The organism is Bacillus sp. FSL K6-0042 (assembly GCF_038006685.1).
GTDB lineage: Bacteria > Bacillota > Bacilli > Bacillales > Bacillaceae_G > Bacillus_A > Bacillus_A pseudomycoides.
Map to the genome: position 1 here is coordinate 801,143 of NZ_JBBOVS010000001.1, position 16,249 is coordinate 817,391.

Here is a 16,249-nt window from a genome sequence, read left to right on the forward strand (position 1 = left end):
CCTGCTAATCAATACCTCTTTTCTTTTTATCTCATAATATTAATATATGAATTAAAACAAATTAACAGACACCTTTTTACTTTCTCTACAATTACTTCAAAATAATTTGGACTAATCTCCCCTTTCACACAGTAAGCTGAAAATGAAGGCTATAAAAATGGAGTGTGATTCTATGGAACGATTATGGATTCCGATGATCGTTACGTTTTTTTCGTTTGGTGGATTACTATTAGGTGGTGCTGTCGGGCTGGCAACGCGGCAACTTATTGAAGAAAAAATGCACCGTTTATACGCATTATGTGGTGGCATTTTATTTGGATTATTATCACTAGAAATCATTCCAGAAACTTTTTCAAGCTATGAAATTATTGGTCCTCTGCTTGGAATTTCCATTGGTATATTAATTATGAGTTTACTAGATAATTATTGCCATCACCCTATCATACATAAAAAAGACCAGCAAGCATGGCAAACTTTTTTATTTCTCTCCTTCGCTATTTTTATGCACAATATGCCGAGCGGATTTGCATTGGGTACTGCCTTTACAAGTCATAACGAAACTGCAATTCCGTTCTTATTTGCGATTGTCATACACCATATTCCAGAAGGGTTAGCCTTAATCATTCCTTTTCTATTTACACAGCATAAATATATTTCATTTCTATTAACAATTTTGTTATTATCAATTATCCTCGGCACTGGTACACTCTTTGGGATTATGATGAACGGGAAAGCAATTCACTTACAAGGACTCATAATGGGGAGTGCAATCGGTTCTTTAGGTTATGTCACAATACATGAGATGTTATGGAAAGCTAAAAAACACCTTTCTCTTTTCCCCTTCCTTTCTTGGTCTATTAGTGGATTTTTACTCATAACCGTTTTTACTCTTTTCGCTGACCATCATTAAAATAAGGATTCGTTTTTTGTATATTTTACCTATTTATCCAAAACATAATAGTATCTCAATGCACAAGGAGGATCTATTATGTTTCGTAAAACAGCGGGTGAAGCGCTTGTTGATTTGCTTATCGAATGGGGCGTTGATCACATTTACGGTATGCCTGGGGATTCAATCAACTCAATTATTGAGCCACTTCGAAAAAAACAAGACCAAATTAAATTCATTCAAGTTCGCCATGAAGAAGCCGGTGCATTAGCGGCTGCATCTTATGCAAAATTAACAGGAAAACTCGGCGTTTGTATGGCGATTTCTGGTCCTGGAGCTATTCATTTATTAAATGGATTATATGATGCGAAACTAGATCAAGCACCGGTACTCGCAATTACAGGGCAAGTTGAATCAGACTTACTTGGAACTGGATTCTTCCAAGAAGTAAACTTAGAAAGAATGTTTGATGATGTAGCTGTTTATAATCAACGAATTATGTCAGCTGAACAACTCCCTGCGGTTGTAAATCAAGCGATTCGTATGGCATATACAAAGAAAGGTGTATCTGTTCTTACCATACCAGATGATGTTCCGAAATTTGAAGTGGAAGCTGGTGCACGTATAACAAGTTCTTCTTTTACATTACCCGAACTCTTTCCGCAAGAGGACGATCTAAAGTTAGCAAAACTAGCATTAAATGACGCAAAAAAACCTGTTATTTTAGCTGGAAAAGGAGCAAAACATGCGAAGGAATCTTTACTTGCATTTGCAGAACATATTGGTGCCCCAATCGTTTTAACACTTCCAGCAAAAGGGATTATTCCTGATGAACATCCTCTTTGTATAGGTGGATTAGGGTTAATTGGGACAAAACCGTCTTACGAAGCAATGAAGAATGCGGATACATTAATTATGGTTGGTACTTCTTATCCTTTCACTGGCTTTTTACCTGAAAAAGCCAAAACGCTTCACATTGATACGGACCCTGCGCAAATTGGAAAACGTTATGCGACAGATATCGGATTAGCTGGTGACGCAGATAAAACATTGAAATGGTTTTTAGAAAATGTGAAGAAGCATACGGATCATTCATTCCTAGAATATCATCAAGAACTGATGAAGAAATGGGAAGAAAAATTGCATAATCAAGAAGAGGACTCTTCTACTCCAATTAAACCACAAAGAGTGATGCATGCCTTACAACATGTTGCTCATGATGATGCAATTTTATCAGTAGACGTTGGAAATGTCACAGTATGGGCTGCTCGTCATTTTCGGATGACGAATCAGCAGTTTATCATCTCTAGTTGGCTCGCTACACTTGGATGTGGTCTACCTGGCGCAATTGCTGGCAAAATTGCTTATCCAGATAAACAAGTCTTTGCAATTTGTGGTGATGGTGGATTTGGAATGACGATGAATGATTTTGTCACTGCCGTTAAGTATAAATTACCAATTATTGTTGTTGTATTAAATAACCATAAAATCGCTATGATTAAATTTGAGCAAGAAGTAATGGGAAATATTGAGTTTGGTACAGATTTAACAAACCCTAATTTTGCAAAATATGCAGAAATATGTGGCGGAGTTGGATACCGAGTAGAACATATTGATGAATTGCTTCCTGCTTTTGAAAATGCTGTTAAGCAAAATAAGCCTTGTATTATTGATGTAGTAGTAGACGTAAATGAAGCACCAATGCCTGCAAAAATTACATTTGGGCAAGCGGCTGGATATACGAAGCATATGCTAAAAGAGTTATTCGAAGAAGGAAAAATCGATTTACCTCCCTTGTAAAATGAAAAAAAGATAGATGAGAACAGTTTGCCCTCATCTATCTTTTTATTTAGACACTTCTTGGTGAAAAGAAAAATCTTTTCTTTCACTTTTCATCTGTTTTTCAACTTTTTCTTCTTTCTTTTCTACTTTCTTTCTTCTCAGATTTCCTATTCCAATCGCCCCTTGTAGACTATTACTTATAAGATTTCCTGCCAAAATTGTCAGGCTATAGAAAAAGACCGGTACAAGAACGATCCAAGTATGTGTGGTCAAATGACGGAAATTTTGTCCAATCAGTCCTGTCCACTCCTTCGTCACACTATCTGCATCACCGCTATATGATATAGTTCCTCCAAAAAACAAATGGAGTAAACCAAGATGTAAAAATAGTAATAACATACTAACAAATTGCTGCACAACCAGTAAGAAAAAAGATGGCAAAAGATGCGGCCAGACATGCCGACATAATTGATGCCATTTACTTCCACCAAGAACTGTTGCTGCCATCATAAACTCTTCCCCTTTTACACGTTGCACCTCTTGCGCCGTATACAGCATGACAGTCGGCACAGCCAAGCATGTGAGAATACTAATTTGAAATAGAACTCGCATTGTGAAAGGAACTGGAATAGTACCATTTTCAAAGAATAAAACCTCTCTTAACATAAAATACGAAATCATGATCATTGGAACTATACTAAATGGATCAAAAAATGAGGAAATAACCGGAAAAGAACGTTTACTATACATACCAAGAAGTAAACCTAACCCTCCTCCAATGATAACTCGCAGAATTGCAACAAGTAAACTTGCACCAATTGTCCATTTTGCACCTTCTATTATTAACTGGAATAAATCACGCCCTTTACTATCACTCCCAAACCAAAACTGAGATGATGGAGGAAAAGGCGCTGCTTCTACTTGTCCTTTTTCGTTGTACAACATCGTTATTTCTCGAATTTCTCCATCGAAAAATAGAGTATTTCCGATACTGACAAGCATAAGCCCGCTTAAAAAAATAACACCAACCCAAAATCTCATGTCATGTTTTAACGTTTGCCACATATTACACACGCTCCTTTATCACATTTTGCATGAGCGTATGTAACAAGCGAAATAAGAAGAAAATTGGGACATATAATAAAACTAAGCACACTGTAAACACTTCTATTTTCGAATTTTCTTTTACGAATACAAACATGCCATATGTATTAAAGAGCCATTCAATGATATAAAGATTTGATAACATGAATAAAATATTCGTTTTTGCATAGTAAACCGTAGTAAGTAACACATTTCTTGAAATATGATGTGTTAATATATACCGTAAACTTAATCCCTTACTTTTCGCAAATAAACTATAGTCTTTTTCTAACTCCTCTCTAAAGCGAAGTAATAATAATTTAATAAATAATAACGTCGTGGGCAATGTAAGGCATAAAATCGGTAAAAGACGCACCCTTTCTCCCGAAATCCCTGCAAACTTCACTGGCATCCATCCTGTTTTTTGAAACACCACCACTACCAAAAGTTGTGATAATAAAATGAGTAAAATATCCGGAATACTTTCAAGTATAAGGAAAATCCCGCTCCATATGCGTTGCCTAGTATGGGACCGCTGCAGTACCCATACAACAAGAAGATATGCTATTAATAAAGAGAGTAGAAACGACGAAACAAATACTAGCATCGTCTCCATATAATGCATCCAAATTTGCGGAAATAACATTCGTGAGTCACGAAACCCATACGTAATCTCCCTTGGATGAAGCAATTTATCACCAAGATATACAATTGCTTTTCCATATCCAACAAGATCTATTTGTAATCCTTTAAATAAACGCGGGAGTGCCCCTAAACAAAGAATACATCCCAGTGCAGCAAATAGTTGCAAAAAAGTAATCCCCCACCACTTTCCAACTCGAAGTAACATCACATTCTTCCTCTCTAAATCATAATACCATTTTACAAAAAATTCAAAAAATGTAAAATATATTTTTTGAGATTGAAATTGTAGTTTAGTCAAAGATTGTTTAACAAATATAGAAAGCGCTTTGTAACTTACGTTATAAAAACTATTTAAAAGACAGTTTATCCTTCTAGGAGCTAACAGACGCATAAGAATGGTGGCGGTGTTCCTCAACTATATATCAATCGTTATACAAGCAAAGGTTGCGAATATCTATACATTTTTTGAAAACATATATATACAGCTATCCCTATATGACACACTATTCTTGAGAGAACCCTCTAATATATAGGTGGTTTTCCAATCTAAAAAATACACCTATAAAGGTGTATTTTTTATGTTTTCTATTACTAACGACTGAGTTGATTTACAGCGTTTGCTGCTTCCTGTGACGCACTTGCCGCATCTCTTGATGCACTTGCTGCTTCTTTTGTCACACGTATCTGTTTTTTCAAAAGAATATTTTGCTCTTCTAACAAAGTTCGCTGTGCTTCACTCGTTTCAGTAACTTGCCATACCGCTAAAGCTTCTTTTAAATCATCTGCTGCTCCGCTCTCTAGTGCGGCAATACATCCATCAATTTTTTTGACTGTAAAATACTTAATTGGAATCGGTACACTCCTTTGAAATTTTTGATCATATTCCTGAATCTGAGGATCATATTTAGAGGCTGTAACTTTCCTAAATATACTTATCATAGATGGCCACACAGCAACGAGTACAATCAGGGAAGCCCACATTATAAACATACTACTTGTATCATTATACCTAAATAGCCACCCTGGCAAGATGATTAATAATACGAATGCAACCAGTACCCCAGGTATGCGACTAGGACGCTTGTGTATCTTGTTCATAATACTTTCATAAGAAGATACATAATAACGCCCTTCTCTTAATCTTTGAATCCATTCTTCCTTTTGCATACACATGACACCCTCCTTTTGTCAATTCTATTACTACCTAATTATATAATTTAAAACAAAATATAAATAGAAAATTCAGAATAAAAAACATAATATTTTCTAAGATATTCCATATTATATTTTCCGCTGTGTATCGTCAAAAGTAAAAATAAAAAAAACGCACTTATCCTTCATAAGCGCGTTTTTCATTCTGCCAGCAAATTACCTCATTCGGTATTACTTTGCAACTTGTTCTTTTGGAAGAACCATACTCTTATACAATTGAACTGTAATCCAGTAATATACAACATAAATAATAAGAAAGATTCCAATCGGCATCCAAACTTTTACAAACGGATCAACTAAGAAGAGACGGAATAAGTTAAGTCCTACTAAAATATGTGAAATACCAATGATAGCCGGGAAGATAAAGAGATATGAAATTTCTTTATAGATACTACGCGACAACATACTACGGCGCACTCCAATTTTTCGAAGCATTTCATAGCGACGTACATCACGAGAAGCTCCTGTTAAAATTTTAAACATAAGAGAGCTCGCCATCATAGCTAAGAATGCAATTCCAAGGAAGAATCCCATAAACATCGTACCGCTCATGAAACTATTCATAAATTGATAAGTTGTCATTTTTGTATATAATTCTACTTTTCCGCCTTTTGCTTTTTCTACTAACTCTTTTTGTCGTTGATCAATATCTATTAACAACGGTTTATATTTTTGTAAGTCATCCACTTGCACTAGCGTGACACTATGTTCCGTTCCTTGAATGTTTTTATAATGGTCCTTATCTGCAATTCGAACAGGTTTCCCGTTGAATTGATTGTGTGTAACTTGAACTTCCCTTATGATTGCATCATTCCAATCACTTGGCATATGTGGAAGTTTACTTGCTGCCTCAGGTGCTTCCATAGATGTATAAAGAGGTTCCGTTAATGGTTCTTTTACACGTTTACGTACAGGCTCTTTGACATTCTTTGTATCTTGATGATCAGAAATGAGTGGTGGCTTTGCAGTTAAATCTTCTCGTAAATAATAGACTGCTTCCCCGTCCACTTTATATTTATAAGTTCGTTGCTCTACAATTTTCATTTGTTTTAATGCCGCTATATCTTTTTCATTCGGATCATGAATTGTCGCATCATAGACTCGAGAAAAATCCGTCATAATACCAACATTTTTTTGAAAAGCCATTCCAGCTGTCATCGCCCCTGCACCAAGCGCAATTAGCATCGCGACAGTCCCAAGTACCCGAGATAAACTATTTATTCGAAAACGAAGCTGAGCATATGTAAAACTATTTAAACCTGTTTCATTTCGTTTTTTGTTGCTTTTTAACTTTGTTACAAACAATGGTAACAATGAACTAAAAATAAAATATGTCCCTATCGTTGTAGCACCCGTTGCTAGTATAAATCCTATTTCACGTAACTTGTCTATATGCAGTATAGAATAGTATCCTGTCCCTAACAGTAACACTCCCATTACAGTAAAAATGATAACATGACGTTTACTCTTTTCTATTGCATCTTGTGTTTCATCTTCACGAAGTAGCTCAAGTTCAGTTTTACGCAATAACCGTATACTATTGATAAATCCAGTAATAATAAATAAGATCAAGAAGAAACCACATGTAACAAGAACTGCAGGTAAATAAAATGGTGCATAGCCTTTCGCCGAAATTTCTAAGCCATTCATTAAAAAATTCCCCGCTGCACTTGCTAGTAATATTCCTACAATAATCCCAATAATAATGCTGATAATTCCCATACCGAATGTTTCGATAAATAATAACTGAGCTACTTTTTTCTTCTTTGCACCGAGCATCATATACATACCAAGCTCTTTCCTGCGCAATGTAAGTAAAAAGGAATTCGCATATACGATATAAAAGACCGTAATGAAGGAAAGTAAGACAGCACCAACCCAAAATACAAGGCGAATACTGTTAATCATACTATTATCTTTTGTAAATTGACTGTTAATCGCCATCGTTTGAAACATATAGAAGATACTTATACTAATGACGAGACCAACAAGCAAAACAAGATAGTCCTTTAACATTTTTTTCATACTATGACGTGATAATTTCAATAACATGATCTCGCCCCCTATTTGGATTCAGTCGCTGAGCCCATATGAGCAAGCACACCTAAAATATCTTGATAGAAATCCTCTCGTGTCCCTTGGCGTTTCAATTCTTTATAAAGTAGCCCATCTTGAATAAATAGAATCCGCTCACAATAACTCGCACTAAATGCATCATGCGTTACCATTAATATACTTACTCCATGATTTTCATGTAAGTCTTGCATCGCTTCTAGTAAACTCTTCGCATTTTTGCTATCAAGTGCACCTGTTGGTTCATCTGCTAATACAATAGCAGGATTATGTACTAAAGCCCGCGCTGCAGCTGTTCTCTGTTTTTGTCCACCAGAAACAGCTGATGGATATTTCGTTAAAATTTCTACAATATCTAATTTCTGTGCAACCTCATTTACTTTCCCGCTTATCTCACTTGAAGGCACTCCTTGTAGTGAAAGTGGCAAAGCAATATTCTCATAGATCGAGAGATTTTCAAGCAAATTAAAATCTTGGAAAATAAACCCCAGTTTTTGAGAACGGAAATCTGATAAAGCGTTCCCCTTCATTGAAGTAATATCTGTGCCTGCTATCGTCACACTTCCTCCTGTCGCATGATCAAGTGTACTAATTACATTTAGTAGTGTCGTTTTTCCAGATCCAGAAGGTCCCATAATCCCAACGAATTCCCCTTCTTGTATCGTAAGCGATACCCCTCTTAATGCTTTTGACTGGCTTTCATTTCTTTTGCCATATGTTTTCTCTACACTTTCTACTGTCACTACATTTGTTGCCATTCCCATCACTCCATCCCATTTTGTATATCATTACTTTGCCATACGTTTCTTAGATTTCTCCTACATAAATTCTTAAGATTTTTTTAATTTCACATCTTTTATAACGAATTTGATAAGAAAAATCTTATATCCCTAACTTCCTTTCTTAATATTCTCATTTTTACCTACAATCTTCCTGCGATTTATCTTACATTCACCTTACATTTTTGTAAGGTACAAAAATAGCAAATTGAAATCCCCCACCTACACTTCGTTTAGAGGAGGGAGTCTTCTCGGTTAAAATGATAAACAGGTTAAAAATGATTTTTAACGACGAATAACTTCGAATAATTTCTTTATGATAGTAAAAAACACACTACTTACTTAAAGTAGTGTGTTTCAACCTGATTGATTTATGATTTATTACTTAGATCCTTTATTATAAACTTCCTTCCGTATACTTTCCATAAATGCAGATAGCAAAACCACTTCAGATTTTTCTTCACCATATTTACGCACATTTACAGATCCATTCTCCATTTCTTTATCCCCAATAACAAGAATGTATGGTATCTTTTGGAGCTGTGCCTCTCGTATTTTATACCCTAATTTTTCACTACGAGCATCTCGTTCGGCGCGAAGGCCAACGCTCTTTAACTTTTCTTCAATTTCTTTTGTATATTGTTCATGTACTAGAGTAGAAACAGGAATTACTTTTACTTGAACTGGAGCTAACCATGTTGGGAATGCCCCTCCGAAATGTTCAATTAGTATTCCTAGGAAACGATCAAAAGAGCCTAATACAGCACGGTGAATAACAACCGGTCTTCTTTTCTCATTTCTTTCATCAATATAATTCAAATCAAATTTCTCTGGCATTTGAAAATCAAGTTGAACTGTTCCGCATTGATGACTTCTTTGTAAAGCATCTTTAATATGAAAATCAATTTTTGGTCCGTAAAATGCCCCATCTCCTTCGTTCACTCTATATTTATAATTTAATGATTTCAGTACATTTTCAAGGGCCTCTTCTGCTTGCTTCCATAGCTCATCATCACCCATTGAATCTTCAGGCCTTGTTGAAAGCTCCACTTCATATTCAAAACCGAATGTTCTATAGACATAGTCAATTTGTTTTAACACTGACTTTATTTCACTTTCTATTTGCTCAGGTGTCACAAATAAATGTGCATCATCCTGACAAAATGTACGAACTCTTAATAATCCATTTAATGCACCGCTGAATTCGTGGCGATGTACTTGACCAAATTCACACATCCGAATTGGTAAATCACGGTATGAGCGTAGTTTATGTTTAAATATAAGCATATGTCCGGGACAATTCATCGGCTTTAATGCAAAGCTTTTATTGTCTACTTCTGAAAAATACATATTATCTTTATAATGATCCCAGTGCCCTGATTCTTCCCATAGGCCTTGATTCATCATAATAGGAGTACGAACTTCTTGATAATCATATTTTTGTTGTATTTCTCTTAAAAAGGACTCTAATTCATTACGAACGATTTGTCCTTTTGGTAAATAAAAGGGCATTCCTGGTGATTCTTCTGAAAACATAAATAATTCAAGTTCGCTTCCTAACTTACGATGATTTCTCTTTGCTGCTTCTTCTAAAAACTGCAAATAATTTTCTAATTCTTTTTGAGAAGAAAATGCAACGCCATATATACGCTGAAGCACTTGATTGTTACTATCTCCTCGCCAATATGCACCGGAAACATGAGTTAATTGAAATGCTTTCAAGTAACCAGTTGACGGTAAATGCGGACCACGGCATAAATCAACAAATTCTCCTTGTTTATAAATTGTTACAAGTTCATTTTCAGGGATTGCTTCTAAAAGCTCTAACTTTAAGTGATCATTTATATCTTGAAAAAGTTTTTTCGCTTCCTCCCTAGTAATTTCAACTCGTTCCATCTTCAAGTTTTCATTTATAATATTTTGCATTTCATTTTCAATTTTAGGTAAGTCTTCTACAGCTATACTATTAGCAAGATCCATATCGTAATAAAATCCATTTTCAATAACAGGTCCTACACCCAGTTTTACATCGCCATATATTCTTTTGACAGCCTGCGCTAATATATGTGCAGCAGTATGTCTCGCAACTTCTACTCCTTCATCTGAATCCATAGTTATAATTTGAATTTTGGCATCTTGTTCGATATTTCGATGTAAATCAAATAATCGGTCATTCACCTTTCCTGCGACTGCTTTCTTTTTTAAACTCGGACTAATTGATGCTGCAATCTCTTCTAGAGTAATTCCTTTTACATATTCTTTGGCACTACCATCTGGAAAAATAATGTTAATCATCTGTTCTCTCATTTTAATCGCTCCATTTCATAAATAAAAAAGCACACTCATCCCTAATAATAGGGACGAGCGTGCTTTTACCCGTGGTTCCACCCAGATTCCCATCATACTAAACATACAATGGCTTCTTTTACGGTAACGTCGCTTACACGGCACTAGATACTCTAATTTCCCCAGTGCAGCTCTAAGGTGGTAAGTTATTCTACTTGCGTTAGGAAGTTCTCAGCACTCCTTCCCTCTCTGTACAACCGTTAAAAATAACTCGTGTCCTTTTCTTCGCTTATTATGAAATTAAAAATAAAAAAGCATACTCATCCCTAATAATAGGGACGAATATGCTTATATTCGTGGTTCCACCCAGATTCCCATCATATTAAACATACAATGGCTTCTTTTGCGGTAACGTCGCTTACACGGCACTAGATACTTTTATTTTCCCTAGTGCAGCTCTAAGGTGGTAAGTTATTCTACTTGCGTTAGGAAGTTCTCAGCGTTCCTTCCTTCTCTGTACAACCGTTAAAAATAACTCGTGTCCTTTTCTTTGCTTTTAAAACAACATCCATTAATTGTTATTTAATATATCCTATTCCATTTATTTTGGCAAGTGTTTTAAAAATAAAAATAAAAAAAGATTTCCAAACATAAAGTGAAACTTTAATCAGTGGGGGCTTTTCTCATCCCCACTGATTATCATCCCTCACCAATCGGGCTTTTACGAGCAGTTGATTTCCCAACTATCTTCCTCGTTTTTCTCTGAATCTTGAGGTGGGGGTCTTACTGCCCATTAATGCGGGATAAAAAAAGAGAGAATAAACCAAAACAATTCACTGTTTCGGGTTACCCTCTCTTTTTTACCAATCTTGTGGTTCGTAGTTTAAGTCTGCAAATAATCTTTTTTTCTCTTTCTTCGTTAAATCTCTCCACTGTCCAACTGGTAAATTATTCAACTCGATATTCATAATTCGCGTACGTTTTAATGTGTATACTTGATAACCTAAAGCTTCACACATACGACGAATTTGGCGATTCAATCCTTGTGTTAAAATAATTTGGAATTCATATTTTGATAACTGTGTTATTTCACAAGGAAGTGTTTTTGTTCCTAAAATTTTAACACCCGCTGCCATTTGTTTTAAAAATTCAGGCGTAATCGGTTTATCTACTGAAACAATATATTCTTTTTCATGTTTATTTTCAGCACGTAAAATTTCATTAATAATATCGCCATCATTCGTTAACAAAATTAAACCGTCTGAATCTTTATCAAGACGTCCAACGTGATTAATTCGTAAAGGATGATTCACTAAATCGATAATGTTACCTTTAACTGCCTTTTCACTTGTACATGTAATACCTACTGGTTTATTTAAAGCGATATACACATGGTCTCGAGCAATTCGAAGCTGCTCTCCATTTACTCGCACGTCATCACCTGGTTGTACTTGGTCACCTATTTTTGCAACCTTTCCGTTAATAATTACTCTTCTTTCATTAATTAACTTATCTGCTCCGCGTCTCGATGCTTTTCCAGATTCACTAATAAATTTATTTATACGCAAGTTAGGCACATCCTTTTCTTTAAAAATTTCAAGCTCACACTGCTTCTACCGTACAATACAAAAGGGTAAGCCTCCTATTATAACTTAAATATATTAACATGAAAGGGTATATGACGTCTTCTATAATTTTCATGTTTAAAAGAAAAGAATTCGTCTCATTGAACGACATACCAATTATACATTCACTGCACACCTTCTACTTTTGAACTAACCCTTCATACAACTATAACTACTAAAAGCATTTACCCTAGATATAACATCATTTATTCACTTTTTTCACAATTCATATACAGACCATTCTTTTATACACGCAACTTGCTTCCCATTTATATTTTCAACATCCTCCGTTACATGAGCTAATTCATATAATCCAGGAAAAATTTCTTTCACATAACGCCGATGTGACATTTCATTTTCCCAAAAAGAAATGACTACATAACGATGGGAGTTTTTAAGAGTCCTTCCCACAACGCCGCCTAACATTCCTTCTGATTTTTCCATTCCTTTATTCCAAATTGTTTCTTGTATATGCAAAAAGTGCTCTTCCCTTCCTCTTTTCACATCACAAACTGCAGCGCTGACAAATAGATTTTTTGCAAGTACATTCGTAAACGGAGTAGCTTTCATTTCAAATAACGTTTGAAATAACTCTATTTCACAAGATACATACGTATCCTTTTGATTACTATTATGAAAAATTGGATCATGCATTTCATTCATAAATGTTTGATATGTATTCATGTTTTCCCAAACAGTAAATACACAGGCCTCATCTTCATCCCAGCCCCCGAACTGTCCATGAAATCCCTCTAAGTTTTGTAAATCTCTCCATTTCTCTTGCGCCTCTGAAAACAAACCCTTTTTCTCTTTTTCTACCTGACAAAATATCGTTTTTAATAACATGCTGCTCCCCCTTACTATAACTAAAAAAATGGCACTATTTGTTTACATAATAAAATTATGTTTTGCTTCATTCACTATTATTTAAATAATAATTCGCTTCTTTTATCATCCAACTCCCAAAGTTATCTAAATATGCTGTAATTTCCATTATGTCGTCTATAGGATTAACTGCATATTGCAGCGCTTTCCTCATATTTTGTTCTTGCTCTGGAAAATGCTTACTAAACAACTCATACGCTGGATAAAGGTCTCTAGAATAAAGTCCTTCTTTATCAATTGTTAATGCTAATCCTGCTCTAACTATGATTTTCATAATCCAGCGGCAACAATCTAATATATCTTCCCTACCTTTATTATGAATTAATTCTTTACATGCTTGTTCAATTTGTGGCTGTAAATGTATAAGATGTTCACGTGCTAATTCTCGACTTACTTTGTATTTAGGTAGCTGTGATCTTATATCTTCACCGAGTATACATACTCCATGTGTTTGAATCATAAAGCTTATAAACGAAAAACGACTGGAATGTAACACTTCTTCAACATCATAAAAACTTAATTCCACCCCAGATATACAACCAAATTTTTGAAGCAATTGTTGCTCTATACTTTCGATCCATTCCAGGTCTATTGCCTTCGGATCTTTTCGAACTAATATAATTGTGTCTATATCTGCAATTCCCTCTATTCCAATTCCTCTTGGAACAGATCCTCTTATATAAATGCTATGAAGGTCATCCTGTAGCAAATGAAAACATATATCCTTTACTTCTTGTATAACCTTCAAAAAGACTGGTTGAATGTTATTGATATGTGAATCATTAATAATGTATCCTGTGTCATCTACGGGACAAAAACGACCTATTTTCTTAATAATTGACAATCAATCAGCTCATTTCTATATAAAGTGTTATATGCAAATTAATTATAAGACAAAAGATTCAGAATAAAAACAAAAAGAAACTTTATCATGGTATGCTTATAATATATTTACTAAATAATCCAATAAAAGGAGTATGTTTACAATGAAACTCGCATTCTCAGTAACCGATTCAACTCATATTCAAGAGATTGAAGCAGAAGGTTTGAAACTACTAAACGAATTACAAAGCTTCATACCTTTATTGCAAGAAAAGGTTACAATCCTCTCACCACCAAAAGGAATCGTATTTCACGATTTAGAATCTGCAACACAAGTTTATTCAAATATTCCTATGCCAGCTTATACTTCACGTGATTTGATTCATATTACACCACTTATTGATGTATGGAAAAAATATCTACTTATCTGTAACTGACGGAAAAGAACTTAAAAAAGCTCAGCAATATTATAAGCAACTTAATATACTCGACATCGCAACTATTGCTGCACATGAATTTGTACATCACGCTAAAGAATTCCATAGTGATTTTGATGAAATTGATGAAGAATCGATGTGGTTTGAAGAAGGCATATGCTTTTATTTACCAAGAAAACTAATGATGTCACATGAACAATTTAAAACAATTATGCAGGTAGAAGATGAATTAATTAGCATATATCAAGCTGAATTTAGTAATTACCCTTTAAATGAGTTCGGCAAGTCTGCGGAAAGTGGATCATATGCGGGAGCTTTTTATGATTATTGGCGAAGTACGAAATTGATTCGTATACTAGTAGAACAATATTTTAATAATGATATTCAAACATTATTTTCCTGTTATCACGAATGGGTTAAAATCAAAGAACAAATCTCACTTCATGCATTCTTCGTTCAGAAATTAAGTCTTTCTCCACTAGATGCAAAGGAACTCGGATTGTTATCTTAAATAATAAATAGGACATAGACAAAGTAATCATCCTGTTTATGTCCTATTCCACTGATATCTTAAACTATTCTTCAAACAAATAATAAGTATTTTCTCCTGGATAGCGTAATACAATCACCTTCCTATCTCCTTTTTGAAATACTACAGTATGCCCATCTTCTCCAAGGTTCTCCCATCCCTTTACTTTTGAAATAGGCATTAGACTTATATATTGGTAATCTGCTTAATTGTCATCTTCAATATGAATAGCTAACATAGGAACTGGAAAACCTTTAATCTTTGATTCTTTCGTCATGAATATTAGCACTAATAGTCCACCTAAAACTACTACCATAATTATATTTGAGTATATTTTCCGTCTCTTTTTCTCCATCGAAAACCTCATCCTTATATGTTATTAAAAGTAATATCATTTAATATTTTACTAATTCTTACTGTATAATCCCATTATTATTTATTTCTTCAATCCCTTCCTTTTTTCGACAAAATACAACAACTTCTAACTATGTAACTTGTTATTATAGATTAATACAGCTTATGTTTTGCATATTAGGAGGAAATACCAAATGAAAAAATCGTTCTATAAAAAATGGTGGTTTTGGCTTTTTAGCATAATGATTATTATGAGCATGGGAGTGATTATTTTGTCACACTACGCTAATGAGTCAACAATAAAAACTTCTAAGGAACCTGTCGATAAAAAAATCTATCAACAAGAATTAAAATCCCGAATTGATTTACTTACTACAAACTACGATAATATCGTGGAACAAGATTGGTTACCAACATGGACTAAACTAAATTCAAATCCAGATAACATAAATACAGTTGAACTATTAGATAAAATGAGTCATATAGCAAACCAATTCAACGAGATTTCTAAAAACACGGAGATATTTAAAGCTGAAGAAAAAATGAAAGACCCCGCACTGAAGCAGAAAATCAGTCATTTTAAAACCACGTTTATAGCCGCTTCAAATTGTATGGAAAATGCCGCATTATCTGTTACGCAAGGATTAAATAATGAGAAACCCTTAAAAGATAGTTTAGAAAATGCTGCGCAATCTTTAGGTCTTGCTGATCAAAATATTGTCATAGCCTTATCTACGTTAGCTGAACTAGAAGGTATATTAGGAATAACCAAAAAATAAATTCACTCTATAATCTCCTCCCATTTCAGGAGATAAAATTTTTGTTAAAAAGTATCTTCCAATAAAAAA

At 34.5% G+C, this 16,249-nt stretch carries 14 protein-coding genes, 1 pseudogene and 2 other annotated features; of the genes and pseudogenes, 5 read left to right on the plus strand and 10 right to left on the minus strand.

Features of this window, described 5'->3' with window-relative positions; translation table 11 throughout:
* The first annotated feature begins 172 nt into the window (after nucleotides 1–172).
* Both MHH45_RS04350 and MHH45_RS04355 read left to right on the plus strand, forming a co-directional pair.
* Complete coding sequence (locus tag MHH45_RS04350; protein WP_016114840.1) at nucleotides 173–910, plus strand: ZIP family metal transporter; 738 nt, start codon at nucleotides 173–175, stop codon at nucleotides 908–910.
* Nucleotides 911–988: 78 nt separating this feature from the next.
* On the plus strand, nucleotides 989–2,689 hold the full coding sequence (locus MHH45_RS04355; RefSeq protein WP_016114839.1) for a pyruvate oxidase: 1,701 nt from the start codon (nucleotides 989–991) through the stop codon (nucleotides 2,687–2,689).
* Between the two features lie 45 nt (nucleotides 2,690–2,734).
* Here the strand turns inward: MHH45_RS04355 and MHH45_RS04360 are convergent, their stop codons facing one another.
* From MHH45_RS04360 to MHH45_RS04400, 9 genes are all read right to left on the minus strand, one after another.
* On the minus strand, nucleotides 2,735–3,736 hold the full coding sequence (locus tag MHH45_RS04360) for an ABC transporter permease subunit (protein ID WP_016114838.1): 1,002 nt from the start codon (nucleotides 3,734–3,736) through the stop codon (nucleotides 2,735–2,737).
* Nucleotide 3,737: 1 nt separating this feature from the next.
* Complete coding sequence (locus MHH45_RS04365; RefSeq protein WP_016114837.1) at nucleotides 3,738–4,604, minus strand: ABC transporter permease subunit; 867 nt, start codon at nucleotides 4,602–4,604, stop codon at nucleotides 3,738–3,740.
* A gap of 386 nt (nucleotides 4,605–4,990) precedes the next feature.
* Nucleotides 4,991–5,572, minus strand: coding sequence for a hypothetical protein (locus MHH45_RS04370; RefSeq protein ID WP_016114836.1), 582 nt, complete (start codon nucleotides 5,570–5,572; stop codon nucleotides 4,991–4,993).
* 210 nt (nucleotides 5,573–5,782) lie between these two features.
* Nucleotides 5,783–7,663 carry an ABC transporter permease gene (locus MHH45_RS04375; protein WP_016114835.1) on the minus strand — a complete coding sequence of 627 codons (1,881 nt, stop codon included), beginning with the start codon at nucleotides 7,661–7,663 and terminating at the stop codon, nucleotides 5,783–5,785.
* Nucleotides 7,664–7,674: 11 nt separating this feature from the next.
* Complete coding sequence (locus tag MHH45_RS04380) at nucleotides 7,675–8,442, minus strand: ABC transporter ATP-binding protein (RefSeq protein ID WP_016132809.1); 768 nt, start codon at nucleotides 8,440–8,442, stop codon at nucleotides 7,675–7,677.
* 402 nt (nucleotides 8,443–8,844) lie between these two features.
* Nucleotides 8,845–10,770: a threonine--tRNA ligase gene (gene thrS, locus MHH45_RS04385; protein WP_088094345.1), complete on the minus strand. Its 1,926-nt coding sequence runs from the start codon at nucleotides 10,768–10,770 to the stop codon at nucleotides 8,845–8,847.
* A 46-nt stretch (nucleotides 10,771–10,816) separates the two neighbouring features.
* Nucleotides 10,817–11,044, minus strand: a binding site (T-box leader).
* A 36-nt stretch (nucleotides 11,045–11,080) separates the two neighbouring features.
* Nucleotides 11,081–11,309, minus strand: a binding site (T-box leader).
* A gap of 300 nt (nucleotides 11,310–11,609) precedes the next feature.
* Nucleotides 11,610–12,317, minus strand: coding sequence for a 23S rRNA pseudouridine(2604) synthase RluF (rluF, locus tag MHH45_RS04390; RefSeq protein ID WP_016114832.1), 708 nt, complete (start codon nucleotides 12,315–12,317; stop codon nucleotides 11,610–11,612).
* Nucleotides 12,318–12,593: 276 nt separating this feature from the next.
* Entirely contained in the window at nucleotides 12,594–13,220 is a 627-nt protein-coding gene (locus tag MHH45_RS04395; protein WP_016114831.1) for a DUF4937 domain-containing protein, read from the minus strand.
* A gap of 67 nt (nucleotides 13,221–13,287) precedes the next feature.
* Nucleotides 13,288–14,103, minus strand: coding sequence for a hypothetical protein (locus tag MHH45_RS04400; RefSeq protein ID WP_016114830.1), 816 nt, complete (start codon nucleotides 14,101–14,103; stop codon nucleotides 13,288–13,290).
* Between the two features lie 142 nt (nucleotides 14,104–14,245).
* Here MHH45_RS04400 and MHH45_RS04405 point away from each other — a divergent pair, with 142 nt between their 5' ends.
* Nucleotides 14,246–14,518: a hypothetical protein gene (locus MHH45_RS04405; protein WP_242227119.1), complete on the plus strand. Its 273-nt coding sequence runs from the start codon at nucleotides 14,246–14,248 to the stop codon at nucleotides 14,516–14,518.
* Complete coding sequence (locus MHH45_RS04410) at nucleotides 14,484–15,029, plus strand: hypothetical protein (RefSeq protein WP_242227120.1); 546 nt, start codon at nucleotides 14,484–14,486, stop codon at nucleotides 15,027–15,029. Before MHH45_RS04405 ends, MHH45_RS04410 begins: the two co-directional genes overlap by 35 nt.
* Nucleotides 15,030–15,093: 64 nt before the next feature.
* On the opposite strand, the pseudogene MHH45_RS04415 reads toward MHH45_RS04410, so the two are convergent.
* A pseudogene (locus MHH45_RS04415) lies at nucleotides 15,094–15,402 on the minus strand (hypothetical protein).
* 193 nt (nucleotides 15,403–15,595) lie between these two features.
* Between MHH45_RS04415 and MHH45_RS04420 the strand changes: the two are divergent.
* Nucleotides 15,596–16,180 carry a hypothetical protein gene (locus MHH45_RS04420; RefSeq protein WP_016114827.1) on the plus strand — a complete coding sequence of 195 codons (585 nt, stop codon included), beginning with the start codon at nucleotides 15,596–15,598 and terminating at the stop codon, nucleotides 16,178–16,180.
* Nucleotides 16,181–16,249 lie beyond the last annotated feature (69 nt).